Source organism: Roseateles sp. GW821-FHT02E12 (assembly GCF_059421665.1).
In genome coordinates this window covers 513,187-531,231 of sequence record NZ_JBWKVK010000005.1, presented here as the reverse complement: position 1 = coordinate 531,231, position 18,045 = coordinate 513,187, and the positions used below count along the sequence as shown (strand labels likewise).

The 18,045-nt window shown below is 66.8% G+C and carries 17 protein-coding genes; 8 read left to right on the top strand and 9 right to left on the bottom strand.

The features are described from left to right. The 4 genes from htpG to AC07V5_RS29675 all read right to left on the bottom strand — a co-directional run bounded on the left by htpG (position 1) and on the right by AC07V5_RS29675 (position 4,552). Positions 1–1,893 carry a molecular chaperone HtpG gene (gene htpG / locus AC07V5_RS29690; protein ID WP_495119213.1) on the bottom strand — a complete coding sequence of 631 codons (1,893 nt, stop codon included), beginning with the start codon at positions 1,891–1,893 and terminating at the stop codon, positions 1–3. Between the two features lie 66 nt (positions 1,894–1,959). Then, positions 1,960–2,271, bottom strand: a complete 312-nt coding sequence (locus AC07V5_RS29685) for a hypothetical protein (RefSeq protein ID WP_495119212.1) — start codon at positions 2,269–2,271, stop codon at positions 1,960–1,962. A 13-nt stretch (positions 2,272–2,284) separates the two neighbouring features. Continuing rightward, entirely contained in the window at positions 2,285–3,409 is a 1,125-nt protein-coding gene (locus AC07V5_RS29680) for a 3-deoxy-7-phosphoheptulonate synthase (protein ID WP_495119211.1), read from the bottom strand. 219 nt (positions 3,410–3,628) lie between these two features. After that, complete coding sequence (locus tag AC07V5_RS29675) at positions 3,629–4,552, bottom strand: LysR family transcriptional regulator (protein ID WP_495119210.1); 924 nt, start codon at positions 4,550–4,552, stop codon at positions 3,629–3,631. Positions 4,553–4,681: 129 nt separating this feature from the next. Here AC07V5_RS29675 and metE point away from each other — a divergent pair, with 129 nt between their 5' ends. Both metE and AC07V5_RS29665 read left to right on the top strand, forming a co-directional pair. Beyond that, entirely contained in the window at positions 4,682–6,958 is a 2,277-nt protein-coding gene (metE, locus tag AC07V5_RS29670) for a 5-methyltetrahydropteroyltriglutamate--homocysteine S-methyltransferase (RefSeq protein ID WP_495119360.1), read from the top strand. 49 nt (positions 6,959–7,007) lie between these two features. Then, complete coding sequence (locus AC07V5_RS29665) at positions 7,008–7,781, top strand: fumarylacetoacetate hydrolase family protein (RefSeq protein WP_495119209.1); 774 nt, start codon at positions 7,008–7,010, stop codon at positions 7,779–7,781. 15 nt (positions 7,782–7,796) lie between these two features. On the opposite strand, the gene AC07V5_RS29660 is transcribed toward AC07V5_RS29665, so the two are convergent. Both AC07V5_RS29660 and tldD read right to left on the bottom strand, forming a co-directional pair. Continuing rightward, positions 7,797–8,270 (bottom strand): DUF5063 domain-containing protein, encoded by a 474-nt coding sequence (locus AC07V5_RS29660; protein WP_495119208.1) that lies wholly within the window; start codon positions 8,268–8,270, stop codon positions 7,797–7,799. Positions 8,271–8,277: 7 nt separating this feature from the next. Beyond that, positions 8,278–9,741: a metalloprotease TldD gene (tldD, locus tag AC07V5_RS29655; RefSeq protein WP_495119207.1), complete on the bottom strand. Its 1,464-nt coding sequence runs from the start codon at positions 9,739–9,741 to the stop codon at positions 8,278–8,280. A gap of 175 nt (positions 9,742–9,916) precedes the next feature. On the opposite strand from tldD, the gene AC07V5_RS29650 reads away from it, so the two are divergent. Then, positions 9,917–12,685, top strand: coding sequence for an FG-GAP repeat domain-containing protein (locus AC07V5_RS29650; RefSeq protein ID WP_495119206.1), 2,769 nt, complete (start codon positions 9,917–9,919; stop codon positions 12,683–12,685). A 1-nt stretch (position 12,686) separates the two neighbouring features. Here the strand turns inward: AC07V5_RS29650 and AC07V5_RS29645 are convergent, their stop codons facing one another. Beyond that, positions 12,687–12,818: a hypothetical protein gene (locus AC07V5_RS29645; protein WP_495119205.1), complete on the bottom strand. Its 132-nt coding sequence runs from the start codon at positions 12,816–12,818 to the stop codon at positions 12,687–12,689. Between the two features lie 129 nt (positions 12,819–12,947). On the opposite strand from AC07V5_RS29645, the gene AC07V5_RS29640 reads away from it, so the two are divergent. Then, complete coding sequence (locus tag AC07V5_RS29640; protein WP_495119204.1) at positions 12,948–13,277, top strand: hypothetical protein; 330 nt, start codon at positions 12,948–12,950, stop codon at positions 13,275–13,277. A gap of 110 nt (positions 13,278–13,387) precedes the next feature. Beyond that, positions 13,388–14,563: a PQQ-dependent sugar dehydrogenase gene (locus AC07V5_RS29635; RefSeq protein ID WP_495119203.1), complete on the top strand. Its 1,176-nt coding sequence runs from the start codon at positions 13,388–13,390 to the stop codon at positions 14,561–14,563. On the opposite strand, the gene rsmI is transcribed toward AC07V5_RS29635, so the two are convergent. After that, positions 14,541–15,470, bottom strand: coding sequence for a 16S rRNA (cytidine(1402)-2'-O)-methyltransferase (gene rsmI / locus AC07V5_RS29630; protein ID WP_495119202.1), 930 nt, complete (start codon positions 15,468–15,470; stop codon positions 14,541–14,543). The two genes, AC07V5_RS29635 and rsmI, sit on opposite strands and share 23 nt — an antisense overlap. On the opposite strand from rsmI, the gene AC07V5_RS29625 reads away from it, so the two are divergent. From AC07V5_RS29625 to AC07V5_RS29615, 3 genes are read left to right on the top strand one after another with little or no spacing between them, the layout of a single operon-like run. Next, entirely contained in the window at positions 15,457–15,855 is a 399-nt protein-coding gene (locus tag AC07V5_RS29625; protein WP_495119201.1) for a YraN family protein, read from the top strand. The genes rsmI and AC07V5_RS29625 overlap by 14 nt on opposite strands. Before the next feature lie 16 nt (positions 15,856–15,871). Continuing rightward, a complete protein-coding gene (locus AC07V5_RS29620) occupies positions 15,872–16,450 on the top strand; it encodes an SIS domain-containing protein (protein WP_495119200.1) in 579 nt (192 codons plus the stop codon). A 19-nt stretch (positions 16,451–16,469) separates the two neighbouring features. After that, positions 16,470–17,081, top strand: coding sequence for a BON domain-containing protein (locus tag AC07V5_RS29615; RefSeq protein ID WP_495119199.1), 612 nt, complete (start codon positions 16,470–16,472; stop codon positions 17,079–17,081). Positions 17,082–17,145: 64 nt separating this feature from the next. Here AC07V5_RS29615 and AC07V5_RS29610 read toward each other — a convergent pair whose 3' ends face one another. Further along, positions 17,146–18,036 carry an NAD(P)-dependent oxidoreductase gene (locus AC07V5_RS29610; protein ID WP_495119198.1) on the bottom strand — a complete coding sequence of 297 codons (891 nt, stop codon included), beginning with the start codon at positions 18,034–18,036 and terminating at the stop codon, positions 17,146–17,148. Positions 18,037–18,045: the final 9 nt, after the last annotated feature.

The window sequence follows — 18,045 nt, the reverse complement described above, 5'->3', positions numbered from 1 at the left end:
TCAGCCAGTCAGCAGCGCATTGACGCGACGCACGTACGCGGCGGGATCTTCCAGATGGCCGCCCTCGGCCAGCACGGCCTGGTCGAACAGCACCTGGGCCAGGTCGTCGAAGTGGGCCTGAGATGCCGAACTCGCGTCCAGCTTCTTGACCAGCGCGTGCTCGGCGTTGATCTCCAGCGTCGGCTTGCTTTCAGGCGCGGTCTGGCCGGCCTGCTTGAGCAGGCGCGCCAGGTGGCCGCTCATGTCGCCCTCTTCCACGACGATGCAGGCGGGCGAGTCGACCAGGCGGGTCGTCACGCGCACGTCCTTGGCGCGGTCCTTCAGCGCTTCTTTCAACTTGTCGAGCAACGGCTTCAGGCTCTCGGCGGTCTCGTCAGCCTTCTTCTTCTCGTCCTCGTCCAGGAGCTTGCCTAGGTCCACGGCGCCCTTGGCGACGGACTGCAGCGTCTTGCCTTCGAACTCGTACAAGTGGCTCAGCATCCACTCGTCGACACGGTCCACCAGCAGCAGCACCTCAATGCCCTTTTTGCGGAAGATCTCCAGCTGCGGGCTGTGCTTGGCGGCGGCGAGCGAATCGGCGGTGATGTAGTAGATGACCTCCTGGCCATCCTTCACGCGCGACACGTAGTCGGCCAGGCTCACGTTCGCGTCGGCATGCGTGGACGCAAAGCGGAACAGCTTGGCCAGGCGTTCCTGGTTCTGGTGGTCTTCGCCGATGCCTTCCTTCAGCACCTGGCCGAAGTCGGTCCAGAAGGCCGCGTACTTGTCCTTGTCGGCCTGCTCTTCGCTGTTGGCCAGGCTCTCCAGCATGCCGAGCACGCGCTTGGTGGAGCCCTCGCGGATGGCCTTCACGTCGCGGCTTTCCTGCAGCAGCTCGCGGCTCACGTTCAGCGGCAGGTCGGCCGAGTCGATGACGCCCTTGACGAAGCGCAGGTACACCGGCATCAGCGCCTCGGCGTCGTCCATGATGAAGACGCGCTTCACGTAAAGCTTCACGCCACCGCGCTTGTCGCGGTTCCACAGGTCGAACGGCGCCTTCTGCGGGATGTAGAGCAGCTGGGTGTATTCGCTGCGGCCTTCCACGCGGTTGTGCGTGTAGGCCAGCGGCGCTTCGCTGTCGTGGCTGATCTGCTTGTAGAACTCTTCGTACTGCTCGGGCGTGACGTCGCTCTTGCTGCGCGACCACAGCGCGGACGCCTTGTTGACCGGCTCCCACTCGTCGAGCACGACCTGCTTGGCGTTGTCGGCGTCCCACTCTTCCTTCTTCATCAGGATGGGCAGGGAGATGTGGTCGCTGTACTTGCTGATCGTCGACTTGACGCGCCAGGTCTTCAGGAACTCTTCCTCGCCGTCGCGCAGGTGCAGCACGACGTCGGTGCCGCGGCCGGGCTTGGTGATGGTTTCCAGCTCGTACTCGCCGGTGCCTTCGCTGCTCCAGCGCACGCCCTGGTCGGCCGGCAGCTCGGCGCGGCGGGTCTCGACCGTGATGCGGTCGGCGACGATGAAGCCCGAGTAGAAGCCGACGCCGAACTGGCCGATGAGCTGGGCGTCCTTCTTCTGGTCGCCTTCGAGCTTGGCCATGAACTCGCGCGTGCCGCTCTTGGCGATGGTGCCCAGGTGCGACGCGGCTTCCTCGGCGCTCATGCCGATGCCGTTGTCGCTGATGGTCAGCGTCTTGGCTTCCTCGTCGAAGCTGACGCGCACTTCCAGGTTGGGTTGGTCTTCGAACAGCGCGGCGTTGTCCAGGGCCTCGAAGCGCAGCTTGTCGCAGGCGTCGCTGGCGTTGCTCACCAGCTCGCGCAGGAAGATCTCCTTGTTGGAGTACAGCGAGTGCGTGACGAGGTGCAGGATCTGCTTGACTTCGGCCTGGAAGGCGTGGGTTTGCTTGGTCATGGCGGGGGGAATTCCGTGAACGAAAACGCGGCCTACATGAGGCCGCGCGGGGTTGAGTTCAAGAGGCTAGTAAGACACGGCAAGACGGGGCACGTCGACCTTGATCAGCGCCTTGGACAGCGAACCGGCCGCCGCGCGGGCGTAGTCCAGCGCCCAGGCGGCATCGGCAAACGCGGCCGGCCCGGCGGCGAGCGCAATGCCCACCAGCTTGTCGGCCAGCAGCACCTTGCCTGAGCCGCGTAGCGGCTCGCACTCCAGGCGGACGAAGTTCTCGTCCAGCCAGCGGCGCGCTGCTTCGTAGCTCAACACCTCGGCGCCGTCGAGCTGGATGTCGACCGGCGCGCCGGTGGCGAAGACAACGGTGATCCGGGCTTGCATGGCCCGGATTGTGTCAGCGCCCGGCCTTGACGGCCTCGGACAGCACGTCCAGCACGGCCAGGGAGTCGTCCCAACCCAGGCAGGCGTCGGTGATGCTCTTGCCGTATTCCAGGGCCGCGGGGTCGTCCTTGCCGGGCGTGAACTTCTGGGCGCCATCGTTCAGATGGCTCTCCACCATGACACCGAAGATGCTCTTGCCGCCCTCGCGCATCTGGCCGGCGATGTCGCGCGCCACGTCCAGCTGGCGCTGGTGCTGTTTGCTGGAGTTGGCGTGCGAGCAGTCGACCATCAGGCGCTGCGGCAGCTTGGACTTGGCCAGGTCGGCGCAGGCCTCGGCCACACTCTTGGCGTCGTAGTTGGGCGCCTTGCCGCCGCGCAGGATGACGTGGCAGTCCTCGTTGCCGCGCGTCTCGACGATGGCGACCTGGCCGTTCTTGTGCACCGACAGGAAGTGGTGGCCGCGCGCCGCAGCCTGGATGGCGTCGGTGGCGATCTTGATGTTGCCGTCGGTGCCGTTCTTGAAGCCGATGGGAGCGGACAGGCCCGAGGCCAGTTCGCGGTGCACCTGGCTCTCGGTCGTGCGCGCACCGATGGCGCCCCAGGCGATCAGGTCGCCGATGTACTGCGGCGAGATCACGTCCAGGAACTCGCTGCCGGCCGGCACGCCCAGGCGGTTGATCTCCAGCAACAGCTGGCGGGCGATGCGCAGGCCTTCGTCGATGCGGTAGCTCTCATCGAGGTAGGGGTCGTTGATCAGCCCCTTCCAGCCCACCGTCGTGCGCGGCTTCTCGAAGTAGACGCGCATGACGATCTCGAGCGTGTCGGCGTACTTCTCGCGCTGCACTTTCAGCTTGCGGGCGTACTCGATGGCGGCCGTCGGATCGTGGATGGAGCAGGGGCCGATGACGACGAGCAGCCGATCGTCCTCGCCGCTCATGATCTTGCGGATGCGCTGGCGGGTGTTGCTGATGAGCCCTTCCATCGCCGTGCCGCGGATGGGGAAGAAGCGGATCAGGTGCTCCGGCGGCGGCAGCGGCGTGATGTCGAGGATGCGCTCGTCATCGGTGGCGCTGGTCTTGTCGTCCTGGGAGTACCAGCGCTGGGCTTCGGGTTCGACGGAGGAGACTTTGGCGTTCACGGAAAAGGCCTTTCAGAAAACAAAAAACCGCCGGGCTTTGGAGGCCCGGCGGTTTGTAGGGAGTCTGGGTTCAGCGCGCGCGCTCAGGACTCTCCACCGCCGGGGCGGGGAAAAAACCAAAAGCTAAAAAACGCAGCGCGGGACATGGGAGCGGAATCTAGCACGCTGCCGGCGGCGCGGTTTCGGCGCCGCGCAAAGCAGCCATCGCGCGGCGCGACATCACAGCAGGCTGGTGCCCGCCAGATTCAGCAGCGAGGTCTCTCGCATGATGCGCACGAAGTCGGCCAGGAAGGGCTTGGCCGCCAGCGCCTGGGTGCTGACTGCGTAGAGCCGCCCCGTCAGCCCCGCTTCGCCGATGCGCTGGCGCGCGACGTAGCCACGAGCTAGGTAGCCCTCCACCGCCCACAGCGGCAGCGCAGCAAAGCCACGGCCACTGGCGACAAGCTGCAGCATGGCCACCGTCAGCTCACTCGTGCGCCGCGGCGGCGTGATGCCGGCGGGCTGCAAAACACGGCGCACCAGGTCCAGCATCTCGTCGGGCACCGGGTAGGTGATCAGCGTGTGCTCGGCAAAGTCGACCGCCTCCAGCCAGGGCTTGCCCAGCAGCGCATGGCCCTTGGGCAGCAGCGCGACGATCTCGAAGCTGAAGAGGGGGTGCACGACAACACCGGTCTCGTCGGCGTCCACGTCGGACACGATGGCCAGCTCGGCGCGGTCCTGGTGCAGCAGGCCCACGGGGTCGGCCTGGAAGCCGGAGACGATGTCCAGCTCCACCTCGGGCCAGCGGCCGCGGAAGGCGTCCATGGCCGGCATCAGCCAGTCGAAGCAGGTGTGGCATTCGACGGCGATGCGCAGTTGGCCGGCCGAGCCGTCCACGAGGCGGCGCACGTCGCGGTCGGCCTCGTCGACCTGCGGCAGCACATGGTCGGCCAGCTTCAGCAACCGCTGGCCGACGACGCCGAAGACCAGCGGGTTGCTCTTGCGCGCGAACAGCTCGGCACCGTAGTGCTCTTCCAGGCCCTTGAGCTGGTGGGACAGGGCCGACTGCGTCAGGTTCAGCAGCTGCGCGGCGCGCGACAGGTTGCCGGCCTCGCGCAAGGCGACCAGCGTGCGCAGGTGGCGGAATTCAAGCGGCGCTTGCATGAGCAGAACTTGTGATGATTCAAAAAACGTTTCGTTTGAATCATAGATAACAAATGCCGATCATCACGAATCTGATTCAACACCAACAGATTCATCGTGATCAAGACTCATATTCTGGGCTTCCCCCGCATGGGCGAGCAGCGCGAGCTGAAGACGGCGCTGGAGCGCCACTGGCGCGGCGAGATCAGCGCCGACGCCCTGGAGGCACAGGCCGCCGAACTCCGCGCCCGGCACTGGAAGCTGCAGCAGCAGGCCGGCCTGGATCACGTCACGGTGGGCGACTTTGCCCTCTACGACCACGTCGCCAATCTGATCCAGCTCTTTGGCTGCGAGCCAGCGCGCTTCGGCTTCAGCGGCCAGCAGACTTCTCTGCAGCGCTACTTTGCGATGGCACGCGGCACGGCGACTCATGCTCACGGCGAGGCCTGCTGCGGAGTCAACACCACGGCGCTGGAGATGACCAAGTGGTTCGACACCAACTACCACTACCTCGTGCCCGAGTTTGACAGCGCCACGGCCTTCAGCTTGGCGCCCGAGCGCCTGCTGGCCGAGGTGGACGAAGCCATCGCCCTGCCGGCCAGCCCCAAGGTGGCGCTGCTCGGGCCGGTGAGCTTCCTGTACCTGGGCAAGAGCAAGGAGGAAGGCTTTGACCGCTTGGCGCTGCTGGACCGCCTGCTGCCCGCCTACGAGCAGCTGCTGACCCGCCTGGCCGCCCGCGGCGTGACCTGGGTGCAGCTGGACGAACCCATCCTCGGGCTGGACCTGAGCCCCGCCTGGCAGGCCGCCCTGCGCCAGGCCTATGCCCGCTTGGCCAAGGTCGAGCAGCATGTGCTGCTGGCCACCTATTTCTCGCCGCTGGGCGACAACCTCGCGCTGGCCTGCGAGCTGCCCGTGGCCGGCCTGCATGTCGACGCCGTGCGTGCGCCGCAGGAACTGCTCGCCGTGGCCACGCGCCTGCCGGCGGACCGCGAGCTGTCGGTCGGCATCATCGACGGCCGCAACATCTGGCGCAGCGACCTCGACCGCGCGCTGCAGCTGCTCGACCACGCCCGCGAGCTGCGTGGCGGGCGGCTCTGGGTGGCGGCATCCTGCTCGCTGCTGCACGTGCCCTTCAGCCTGCGCCACGACGCGGCGCTGGACACCGAACTGCAGGGCTGGCTGGCCGGCGCCGTCGAGAAGCTGGACGAGCTGCGCGTGCTCAAGCGCGCGCTGTGGGCCGATGAAGCTGGCGTGGCGCGCGAACTGGCCGAGTCCCGCGTCGCCCGCGCGGCCCGCGTCGTCAGCCCTCGCGTGCGCAACGGCACCGTCGCAGCCCGCCTCAAGGCACTGCCCGCCGACGCCGACCAGCGTCGCTCGCCCTTCCCCGCCCGCCAGCTCGCGCAGCGCAAACGCCTGCAACTGCCGGCCTTCCCGACGACGACCATCGGCTCCTTCCCGCAGACGGCCGAGATCCGCGCCGCCCGCGCTGCCTTCAAGCGCGGCACGCTGGAAGAGCCCGCCTACCGACAGGCCATGCAGCGCGAGATCGAGCTGGCCGTTCGCAAGCAGGAGGCGCTCGGCCTGGACGTGCTGGTGCACGGCGAGGCCGAGCGCAACGACATGGTGGAGTATTTCGGCGAGCAACTGGCCGGCTTCGCCTTCACGGGCAACGGCTGGGTGCAGAGCTATGGCTCGCGCTGCGTGAAGCCACCGGTGCTGTTCGGCGACGTGTCCCGCCCGCGGGCCATGACGGTGGACTGGACCGTGTTCGCACAGAGCCTGACGGACAAGCCGATGAAGGGCATGCTGACCGGCCCCATCACCATCCTGCAATGGTCCTTCGTGCGCGATGACCAGCCGCGCGCCGACACCGCACTGCAGATTGCGCTCGCCATCCGCGACGAAGTGGCCGACCTGGAGGCCGCCGGCATCGCCGTCATCCAGATCGACGAACCCGCCATCCGCGAGGGCCTGCCGCTGCGCCGAGCCGCTTGGGGGCCCTACCTCGCCTGGGCCACTCGCGCCTTCCGCGTGGCCGCCAGCACGGTGCGTGACGACACGCAGATCCACACCCACATGTGCTACTCGGAGTTCAACGACATCCTGCCCGAGATCGCCGCGATGGACGCCGACGTCATCACCATCGAGACCAGCCGCTCCGACATGGAACTGCTGAGCGGCTTTGCCGACTTCCGCTACCCCAACGAGATCGGCCCGGGCGTCTACGACATCCACTCACCACGTGTGCCAGACGCAGCCGAGATGCTGCGCCTGCTGAAGAAAGCCGCCGCCGTCATCCCGCCCGAACTGCTCTGGGTCAACCCCGACTGCGGGCTGAAGACGCGCGCCTGGCCCGAGACCGAGGCCGCACTGCGGCATATGGTGGCTGCGGCGCGCGAGCTGAGGGCGGAGGGCTTGCCCGCTTGACCCGGCGCGAGGCTTGCCCGCCAATGGTGGCTGCACCAGGAGACAAGCCATGCAAAGACGTCACGCGCTGGGCGCCGCCGTCACGGGCCTCGCGGCCGCCGGCTGCGCCACGACGACCGCGGCCTCCGCGTCGCCTTTCACCGTCGCGCAGCCCTTCGTGCCCATCGCGGGCAGCACCGAGGTCTTCCCGGTGCGGCGCATCTACTGCATCGGCCGCAATTACGCGGCCCACGCCCGCGAGATGGGGTCGGACCCGACGCGCGAACCGCCCTTCTTCTTCCAGAAGCCCAGCGACGCGGTGCAGTTCGTCGCACCCGGCACGACGGCCAGCAACCCCTACCCGACGCTGACCAAGAACTACCACTACGAGCTGGAACTCGTCGCGGCCCTGCACAAGGGCGGCAAGAACGTGCCGGTGGAGAAAGCGCTGGACCTGGTCTACGGCTATGCCGTGGGCCTGGACATGACGCGCCGCGACCTGCAGCGCGGCATGGGCGACCAGAAGAAGCCCTGGGAGATCGGCAAGAGCTTTGACCGCTCCGCGCCCATCGGCCCCATCCACCGCGTCGCCCAGGTCGGCCACTTCACGGCCGGTGCGATCACGCTGAAGGTCAACGGCGTGGTCAAGCAGGACGCCAACCTGAACCAGATGATCTGGAACGTCGCCGAGCAGATCGCCCAGCTGTCCCAGGCCTTCGAGCTGATGCCGGGCGACATCATCTACAGCGGCACGCCGGAGAACGTCGGGCCGGTAGTGCCGGGGGATCTGATGGAGGGGACGATTGCGGGGTTGCCGCTGCTCAGCGTCAAGGTCGTCGCCTGACTGGCGTTGGGACCGTCAGTCAGCCATGGGCTCGCAGTGCAGCGCAAAGAGCGCTCCAACCGCATGGCGCCCCCAGTGGATGCGGTGCAGGAACGCCCAGTACCACAGCGCTTCGACTTGTTTTCCTTGATCCATCAGGACAAGGCCGGACTTCACATCCTTGTAGATATCCAGCAGGTCATCGCCGACGTCGCCCATCACCGCCTCGTCTTCCAACGAAGGATTCGGGTCGAAAAACTCGCGGTAGTACCAGCCCATGAAAAGGGCGAGGTTTGCCGCAGCCTGGGCCGCTGGCGCTTCGGGCAAATCGGATAGACCGTCCTCGTTGTCGGGATCGACTTCCGGCAACGTCAGCGCGGCTGCATGGAGCCGGGCAAGCCATATTGCGGCGTCGCGCTCCGGTTGAGCACCGAGCGATGAACTCTCGCACCAAGCGCAAAAGCCTCGCGCTATCTCGGCGAATGCCTCAGCAGTGTCGGCGTGCAGCACGAACCGGTCAGGCTGTCCCACCCACCGTCAGCCCCTCAATCCGCAATGTCGGTTGTCCCACGCCCACCGGCACGCTCTGGCCTTCCTTGCCGCAGACGCCCACGCCGGTGTCCAGGGCCATGTCGTTGCCGATCATGCTGACGCGGGTCAACGCGTCCGGCCCATTGCCGATGATGGTGGCGCCCTTGACCGGGTACTGGATCTTGCCGTTCTCGACCCAGTAGGCCTCGCTGGCCGAGAACACGAACTTGCCGCTCGTGATGTCGACCTGGCCGCCGCCGAAGTTGGTGGCGTACAAGCCCTTCTTGATGGACGCGACGATCTCCTTGGGGTCGTCCTTGCCGCCGAGCATGTAGGTGTTGGTCATGCGCGGCATGGGCACGTGGGCGTAGCTCTCACGGCGGCCATTGCCGGTCGGCGCAACCTTCATCAGCCGCGCGTTCATCGCGTCCTGGATGTAGCCCTTCAGGATGCCGTCCTCGATGAGCACGTTGCGCTGGCTGGCGCAGCCCTCGTCGTCGACGTTCAGCGAACCGCGGCGATCCGGCAACGTGCCGTCGTCCAGCACCGTGACGCCCTTGGAAGCGACACGCTGGCCGATGCGGCCGGCGAAGGCGCTGGAGCCCTTGCGGTTGAAGTCGCCTTCCAGCCCGTGGCCGACGGCTTCGTGCAGCAGCACGCCCGGCCAGCCCGGGCCAACAACGACGACCATCTCGCCGGCCGGCGCAGGGCGGCTTTCCAGATTCGTCAGCGCGGCGTGCACCGCCTGCTCAACGTAGCTCGCAATCATCTCGTCGGTGAAATAAGCCAGACCAAAGCGCCCACCGCCGCCGCCCGAGCCCACCTCACGGCGGCCGCTGCTCTCGGCGATGACGGTGATGGACAGGCGCACCAGCGGGCGCACGTCCGCCGCCAGCGTGCCGTCGGCGCGAGCGATCAACACCACCTCGTGCTCGGCGGCCAAGCCGGCCATCACCTGGGCCACGCGCGGGTCTTTGGCGCGAGCCATCTTTTCGGCGCGCTCCAGGAGCGCCACCTTGGCGGCGCTATCCAGGCTGGCGATGGGATCGGCCACGCCGTACAGCTCACGGCTGCCAGCCACACGGCTCTGCGAAGGCACCTTGACCTTCTTGCTCTGGCCGGCCGCAGCGATGGTGCGCACGGTGCGCGCGGCGTCCAGCAGCGAGTCCAGCGAGATGTCGTCGGAATAGGCAAACGCCGTCTTCTCGCCGGCCACGGCGCGCACGCCCACGCCCTGGTCGATGCTGAAGCTGCCGCTCTTGACGATGCCCTCCTCCAGGCTCCAGCCCTCGGCGCGCGTGGTCTGGAAATAGAGGTCGGCGTCATCGACGCGGTGCTCGGTGATGACGCGCAAGGCCTGCGAGAGCGAAGCCTCAGTCAGGCCAAAGGGCTCCAGCAGTTGCGAGCGTGCAGTGGCCAGGCGGGCCAGGGTGGGTTCGACGGCGATCATGGATTGATTCTAGGAGCCGGGCTCTCCGGGTGCTGCTAGCGACAACCAAACCTTCGTCGCACGTTGAACGCATGGCAAGTCGAGGGGGCGCTCCCCTCGAACGCATGCCTAAAAGCGTCGTAGCGGCTGGGTAGACTCCAGCCGCCAAAAAAATGATGACGCCAGGGAGGGCGAGATGAAAATACGGCACAGCCACGGATTGTGGGTTGCGGTCTTGACGTTCGTGTTGGGCGGCTGTGGGGGCGGCCAGCCAGTCGAAATGCCTCAGACCAGCGCCACCCCGCTCACCGCGACGGCCATGGCTGGCTTGGCTGTCACCGGCCCGAGCATGGAGCAGGTGCTGGCTCAGCCCAGCATCGTGCGTCCACCTGCGCAGACGGACAGTGCAAGCCCCACGGCCAAGCGACTGGCCGCCGGCACATCGGCAGCACGCTACCCCGACCTCATCTGGCTCAACGCCACCACGGGTCAGACCGTCAGCTGGACGATCGACGGGGTTCAGCCAAAGCGCGTCAATCCGCTGTTCCAGCATCCCGACTGGCGGCTGAATTTCGTCGCCGACCTCAACGGCGACGGACAGGACGACTACATCTGGGAGAACGAGAAGACAGGCCAAATGGCCGTATGGCTCATGAACGGCCCTGCGTTGGCCGACGCCAGCGAAATCACGTTGTTGCTGGAAAGTCCTGGATGGAAGGTGGTCTTCACCGGCGACTTCGATGGCGACGGCAAGGCCGACCTGATCTTTTACAACGCCAAAACCAGTCAAACCGTCATGTGGCTGATGGATGGCAGCCGCATCCTGGAGAGCCGGTTGTTGGCCGGCGAACCCGGTGAGCGTGTCATCGGCGTCGGTGACCTCGATGGCGATGGGCGCAGCGACCTGGCCTGGGGCGGCAAGGATTCGACGATTGAGACCTGGCTGATGCAGGGTAGCGCACGGACCGGCGGTCGACGCGTTGCCTGCGATGCGTCTTGCCAGGGCACCGTTCCGCTGGCACTGGTCGATCCGGACGGGTCTGGTCGCGCCGCCTTCCCGGCTTTGACAGGGGGAAAGAACCCGTCTTTGCTGTTGCTCAAGACTGAGGCCGAAGGCGCGTCGGCTTGGTCGACCGCGACTCTTGGGCGTCTCGATGATGCATCTGGGGGCGCCGCAACGCAGATTTCCGCGCTCGCAGATCTTCATGGTGATGGCGTTGTTACGGCTCTGCTGCGAGACCCCGGCAGCCAAGCAAATCTGGCTCTACGCACCGGTAAGCCTGACCAGTCTTTCTCTGCACCGCAGCCCTTGGTGAAGTTGCCTGGCTGGTCGGTCGAGCGCGCCGCCGATCTGGACGGCGATGGCAAGGCGGATCTGATCTGGCGTCATGCCGGCAAGGGCCAGACCGTCGTCTGGCTGATGAACGGACTGGAGGCCAAAGCGCAAGGTGATCTGCTGCAGAACCCGCAATGGTTTGTGACGAACGTTCGCAACGCTACGGCAAAGCCTCAAGCCGTTGTCGGGCCTTCTCAGACGCTGCAGCAACCCGCCACTGTGACTCTGGATGGCAGCGCAAGTTTGGCTCGCGGCTTGGGTGGGCTGAGCTACCAATGGTCACTCGTCGAAAAACCGACGGGCAGCGCGGCAACACTCAGCTCAGCATCATCGCCAAAACCTGCCTTCACGCCGGATGTGCCGGGTCGGTACCGTGTGCAACTGGTCGTCACCCGCAATGGGATCAACAGTTCAGCGGCGACCGTCAGCGTCACGCTTCGCCATCCACCCAGCGTCCTCTCCAGCGTATTGCTGGAGCCCCCTTCGCGCGCCATCAATGCCAGCGTTGGGTTTGATATCTTGTTTCGGCCAACGAAGGCATTAGGCCCCGGCGACAAGGTTTTCATTGAGGTTCCAGGCGAATACGGCCGCCTTTGGGACAGCGACATCAGTACGCGCCGATGGGATGGGGTGCCCTCCTCCGTGCACTGGCAGTCAGTTCGGGAAAGGGTGCTGTCCGTTGCATTCGACGGGGGCGCGTCGAACAGCCAAACCGTCCGGCTTGCACTCTACCCAAGCGGCAATCAAGCCTTCCACAACCCCTCGCAGCAGGGGAACTATGTCTTCAGGGTCTGGACGACAACGGATCCAACGCCGGTCGAAGTTCCCGTCCAGATCCTGACGGCGGATACCAAACTAGAGAAATTTCAGATGATCTTCACCAACCGAGACAGCGCGCGGGAAACGGTGCAGGTCGCGGTGGATTTCATTACGCCATCTGGCCTGCCTCAAGGGGCGCGCTTCTTCGCTTCGCTGCCTAGCGGTGTCGATGGCAGAGAAGCTCAGCTTGTTCGACCCAACCCGCTCTTCCAACTGTATGAGGCGCCTACCTTTGGTGAGCAGCTGATCTACATCGTCACAGCGCCAGAGGGGCTACCCGCCGGTACGCGCGTCACGGCCGAACAGACGATGGTGTCCGGAGTGCGGGCGACGGCCTGCCCCACGAGCGACCCGCGGTTCTGGAACTTTCAAGTGCACGGCCGCACGTCGCAAGACTTGATTTCCAGTGATGGCATCGAAGTACTGCCTCAACCGCTCACGACCACCTCGCTCAGCGACGTGATGGTGATATTCACGCGCGACAAGACGTGGCCGCAAAACGGCCGTTGGCAATTGTCATTGCGCGGCGCCAGCGGGCTTCCCATGGGCTCGCGCGTGCACCTCAAAACCGACCTGTCGAAGATTCCTGGCAATCAACAAGCGTTCTCAGCCAACAATTTATTCCGGCAGGACCTTCAGTGCCGCGACTTTGATACCTATGAGATCGGCGAAAACGCAGCTGTGCCTGCGGGCGATTACTTGCACATCATCTCCGCGCTCGTGAGTGCCCCAGCCCCAGGGACGTACACGTTCACCGTTTACACGAGCCTTGATAACCGGCCGGTCACAGCGACGGCGACCGTGGATTGACTCAGGAATCTGACAGCGGCTCGGTGATGAAGCGCAGCGCCTGGCTGAGCGACGCCTCAGTCAGGCCAAAAGGCTGCAGCATTTGCGAGCAGTCGACGGCCGAGCGGGCAGGGGTGGGTTCGACGGCGATCATGGGCTTCTAGAAAGCGTGACTCAGCAGATCGAAGACAGTGATATTTTTCTTTACGAATGTCCTGTCGGCGGCAGTTACTAGGCCTTCGTTGTGGATGGGCCTCGCAACCACCCCCACACGGAGCCCCCGATGAAGACCTCCCACAAAGCCCTGATCGCCCTGCTGACCCTGGCCGGCGCCAGTGCCTTCGCCCAGACGAGCACGCCGCGCGTCGACCAGCGCGAAGCCAACCAGCAGGCGCGCATCGCCCAGGGCGCCGCCAGTGGCAGCCTGACGGCACACGAGACCCAGCGCCTGGAAAAAGAGCAGGCCCACATCAACAACGCCGAAGCCAAGGCCAAGTCGGACGGCACGGTCACGGCCAAGGAGCGCCGCCGTCTGCATGCGATGCAGGACGGTGCCAGCCGCGATATCCACCGCAAGAAGCACAACGCCCGCGCCGCCAGCGCGCCGGGCTGACACGTCCGCTAACAAATCCGTCCCTGGCAACCGCCTGCTAGGGATGGCCGCCGGGCCGACGCCCGGCCGAGCATGCGACGCAACCGTTTTCACGGAACCTGGAGCGTCGCATGAAGCATTTCTTCCCGCTGGCCCTGGCTGCCATCGCCAGCGCCCCCGCCCTGGCCTACACCCAGGTCGGCGCGGGCTACAGCCAGCCCGTCTTCCTGACCGCCCCGGCCGGTGACTCTCGCCTCTTCATCGTCGAGAAGGGCGGCGTCATCAAGACGCAGCAGGGCGGCAGCGTGTCCACCTGGCTGGATATCTCCGGCAAGGTCGACACCGGCGGCGAGCGTGGCCTGCTCGGCCTGGCGTTTGATCCCAACTTCGCCAGCAACGGCCGCTTCTATGTCGACTACATCGACAAGACGACGCTGAGCACCGTCGTTGCGAGCTACACGGTCAACGGCTCGGGCGCTGTGGACCTGGCCAGCGCCAAGACCATCATCACGGTGGCCCAGCCGGCCGGGCGAAACAACCACAAGGCAGGCTGGATCGGCTTCAGCGCCGCCGACCCCGGCCAGCTTTACATCGCCACCGGCGATGGCGGCAGCGGCAACGACCCCGATAACAACGCGCAGAACCTGAACAGCAACCTCGGCAAGCTGCTGCGCATCACGCCCAACGCCGCCGGCGGCTACTCGGTGCCGACGAACAACCCGTTTGTCGGCGTGGCCGGCAACGACGAGATCTGGGCCTACGGCCTGCGCAATCCCTTCCGCAACAGCTTCGACCGCCTGACGGGCGACCTGTGGATAGGTGACGTCGGCCAAGGCGCGCGCGAAGAGGTCGACTTCGCCTCGGCAGCATCCGGCCTGGGCCGCGGCGCCAATTACGGCTGGCGCGTGCGTGAAGGCTCGATCGCCACGCCCGGCATCGGCGACCCGACGCCACCCAACCTGACCGGGCCGCTCTTCGACTACGACCGCAGCGTGGGCGGCACCGTCATCGGCGGCTACGTCTATCACGGCGCAGACGCCAGCCTGGACGGCAAGTACGTCTACGGCGACTACGTCGCAGGCAAGATCTGGAGCTACAGCAACGGCACGACCACCGAGCTGGCCGACCCCTTTGGAACCTTTCAACTGACCAGCTTCGGTGAAGGCGGCGACGGCTCGCTCTACGCCGTGGGCATCAACGGCAACATCTATCTGCTGGCTGCCGCAGTGCCCGAGCCCGCACCGGCCCTGCTGCTAGCGTTGGGGCTGGCCGCCGGCAGCCTCTTTATTCGTCGCCGCCGCGCTTGAGGGCCAGGCCCGCCTCGTAGAGGCGGTTGCGCGGCTCGCCGCTGATCTGGGCTGCCAGGGCCACGGCCTGCTTCAGCGGCAGCTCCGCCGCCAGCAGCGCCAGTACGCGCAGTGCCTCCGCCGGCAGCGCGTCGTCTGCTGCGGCCACTGGCGCACGGGCGTGCAGCACGAGGACGAACTCGCCGCGCTGGCGCTGGCTGTCATCGGCCAGCCAGGCGGGCAGCGTCGAAGCCTCGGCGGTGTGCACGGTCTCGAACTGCTTGGTCAGCTCGCGGCAAACCGTCACGCGCCGGTCGGGCGCCAGCTCGGCGAGCAGCGCTATCAACTCGACGATGCGGTGCGGCGCCTCGAAGACAAGCTGGCTCTGCTCTTCGACAGCCAGCACCGCCTGCAGCGCCGTGCGACGCTCGCCGGCCTTGGTGGGCAGGAAACCCACGAAGGCAAAGCCCTGGGCGGCCGTGTCGCCCGCCACGCTGAGGGCCGTTGCCGCGCTGCTCGGGCCGGGCAAGGGCAGCACGCGGTAACCGGCGGCAGCGGCTTGCTGCACCAGCACGGCACCGGGATCGGAGATGGCCGGCGTGCCGGCATCCGACGCGTAGGCCACGCGCTCGCCCGCCGCCAGCCGCGCCAGCACGCCGGCGCTGGCCTCGCGCTCGTTGTGCTGATGCAGGGCGATCAGCGGCTTGTGCAGGCCCAGGTGGCGCAGCAGCTGAGCCCCCTGGCGCGTGTCCTCGCAGGCCAGCGCGTCCACCAAGCCCAGCAGGTGGATGGCGCGCAGGCTCAGGTCGGCGAGATTGCCGATCGGCGTCGCGACGAGATAGAGCGTGGCGGCCGGATACTGCTGGCCACCTGCGGCAGCGGCCGCGGCCTGGCGCAGCAGGGACTGATCGGAAATGGCGATGTTCAACTGGGGCTCTCGATCAAAACCGGATACCAAGACGCTCGGTGACGCGGCGGAGGACGCCGCGCTGGCGCATCTGCAACGCGCCGGCCTGCGCCTGCTGGAGCGGAATTATCGAGTCGGCGCCGGCCCCAGCCGCCGCGCCGGCGAGGTGGACCTGATCCTGACCGACCGCGACGGCACGCTGGTGTTCGTCGAAGTGCGCGCGCGGGCCGATGCCTCGCACGGCGGCGCGGCGGCCAGCGTGACCGCCAAGAAGCAGCAACGCCTGATCTACGCCGCCCAGCACTATCTGCTCCGCCACGCCAGCCCGCCTCCGTGCCGGTTCGACGTCGTGGCGCTGGACGGCGCCGAACTCACCTGGTTACAGGGGGCTTTCGATTTGAGCTGACTATGATCGCCGCCCAATGATCGAGCAAAGAATCCAGCAGCAGTTCTTCGAGAGCGCAGACCTGCTTTACCAAGCCGCCGAGCAACTGGCCCGGCCCCTGGCGATGGCCGCGCAGATGGTGGTGGACGCCATTACCGGCGGCAACCGCATCCTCTGCGCCGGGCACGGCCTGGCCAGCATGGAGGCCGACTACCTGGCCGCCCGCTTGGCTGGCCGCTTCGAGCAGGAGCGCCCTGGCCTGGCCGCCTGGAGCCTGGCCGCCCAGGCCCGTGAAGCCGCCGGCCTGGACATCGCGCGCCTGCTGCAGGCCCACGGCCACCCGGGTGACGTCCTCGTCATGATCGAGCCGCTGCGCGAGCAGCGCGATGCCTGGCAGCCGGCCGTTGCCATCGCCCACGCGCAGGAGATGAGCATCATTGCGCTGACGGCCCAGCCCCCGGGCGCCACCGACGAGTGGCGCGGCCTGCTGCAGGACACAGATATCCAGATTCGCGTCAGCCACGGCCGCGAGCCGCGCGTTATCGAAGCCCAGCGTGTGCTGCTGCATGCGCTGGCCGACGCCGTCGACCTGCAACTGCTTGGCAGCGACGAATAACTTTTCCGATGGAAGCCCGATGAAAAAACTCAGCCTGACCCTGACCGCCGCCATCCTCGCCAGCACGCTTGCCACCGGCTGCGCGCCGCTGCTGATTGGCGGCGCGATGGTGGGTGGCGTCAGCGTCGCCACCGACCGCCGCACCTCGGCCACCCAGCTGGAAGACGAAACCATCGAGATCAAGGCTGGCAACCGCATCCGCGAGCAGCTGGGCGACAAGGTCCACATCAACGTCAACAGCTACAACCGCGTCGCGCTGATCACCGGTGAGGCCCGCACCGAGGCCGACCAGGCCCAGCTGGAGCGCATCGTCGCCGGCGTCGAGAACGTCACCCGGGTGATGAACGAGACCGCGGTCACGATGCACAGCGCGCTGAGCGGCCGCTCCAACGACGTCGTCATCCAGGGCAAGGTCAAGGCCCAGTTCATCGATGCACGCGACCTGCTCAGCAACGCCTTCTACGTCGTCGTCGAACGCGGCGAGGTCTTCCTGATGGGCCGCGTGACGGAGCGCGAAGCCAATCGCGCCACCGAGATCGCGCGCCAGGTCAGCGGCGTCAAGAAGGTGGTGCGGGCGTTCGAGATCATCAGCGAGGATGAACTGGCGCGCCTGCTCCCCAAGAAGCAGTGATCCCTTGAGCACATCGGCTCAAGCGCGCCTAGGGTCGGCCCGGCGGCGCGCTTGAATCAAATGCTCAGAGGCGTTTGATTAGCGAGGACGTGTCCCAGCGGTTCCCACCCTGGGCCTGCACGTCGGCATAGAACTGGTCCACCAGCGCCGTCACCGGCAGGCGTGAGCCGTTGCGGCGGGCCTCGTCGAGCACGAGGCCGAGGTCCTTGCGCATCCAGTCCACCGCGAAGCCGAAGTCGAACTTGCCTTCGACCATGGTCTTGCCGCGGTTGTCCATCTGCCAGCTCTGGGCCGCACCCTTGCCGATGACGTCGAGCACCTGGGCCATGTCCAGGCCCGCGTTCTGGCCGAAGCGCACGGCCTCCGACAGGCCTTGCACGACACCGGCGATGCAGATCTGGTTGACCATCTTGGCGAGCTGACCCGCACCTGGGCCGCCGAGCAGCGTCACCGCCTTCGCGAAGGCGAGCGCGATGGGCTTGGCCGCTTCGAAGGGCGCCGAGTCGCCACCGCACATGACGGTCAGCGCACCGTTGACCGCACCGGCCTGGCCGCCGGAGACCGGCGCATCGATGAAGGGCAGGCCACGCCGGGCGCCTTCGGCATGCAGCTCGCGCGCGACCTCGGCGGAGGCCGTCGTGTGGTCGATGAAGACCGCGCCCGCCGCCATGCCGGCGAAGGCGCCCTGCTCGCCCAGCACCACCGAGCGCAGATCGTCGTCGTTGCCGACGCAGCAGAACACGAACTCGGCGCCGCGCGCGGCTTCGGCCGGCGTCGCCGCAAAGGCGCCACCATATTCCTTGGCCCAGGCCTCGGCCTTGGCCGCGGTGCGGTTGTAGACGGTGACCTGGTGGCCGGCTCGCGCCAGATGGCCGGCCATGGGATGGCCCATGACGCCCAGGCCCAGGAAGGCGACGCGGCGGGAGGGGACGGGGTCGTAGCTGCGGGTGGTCATGGGCGACAA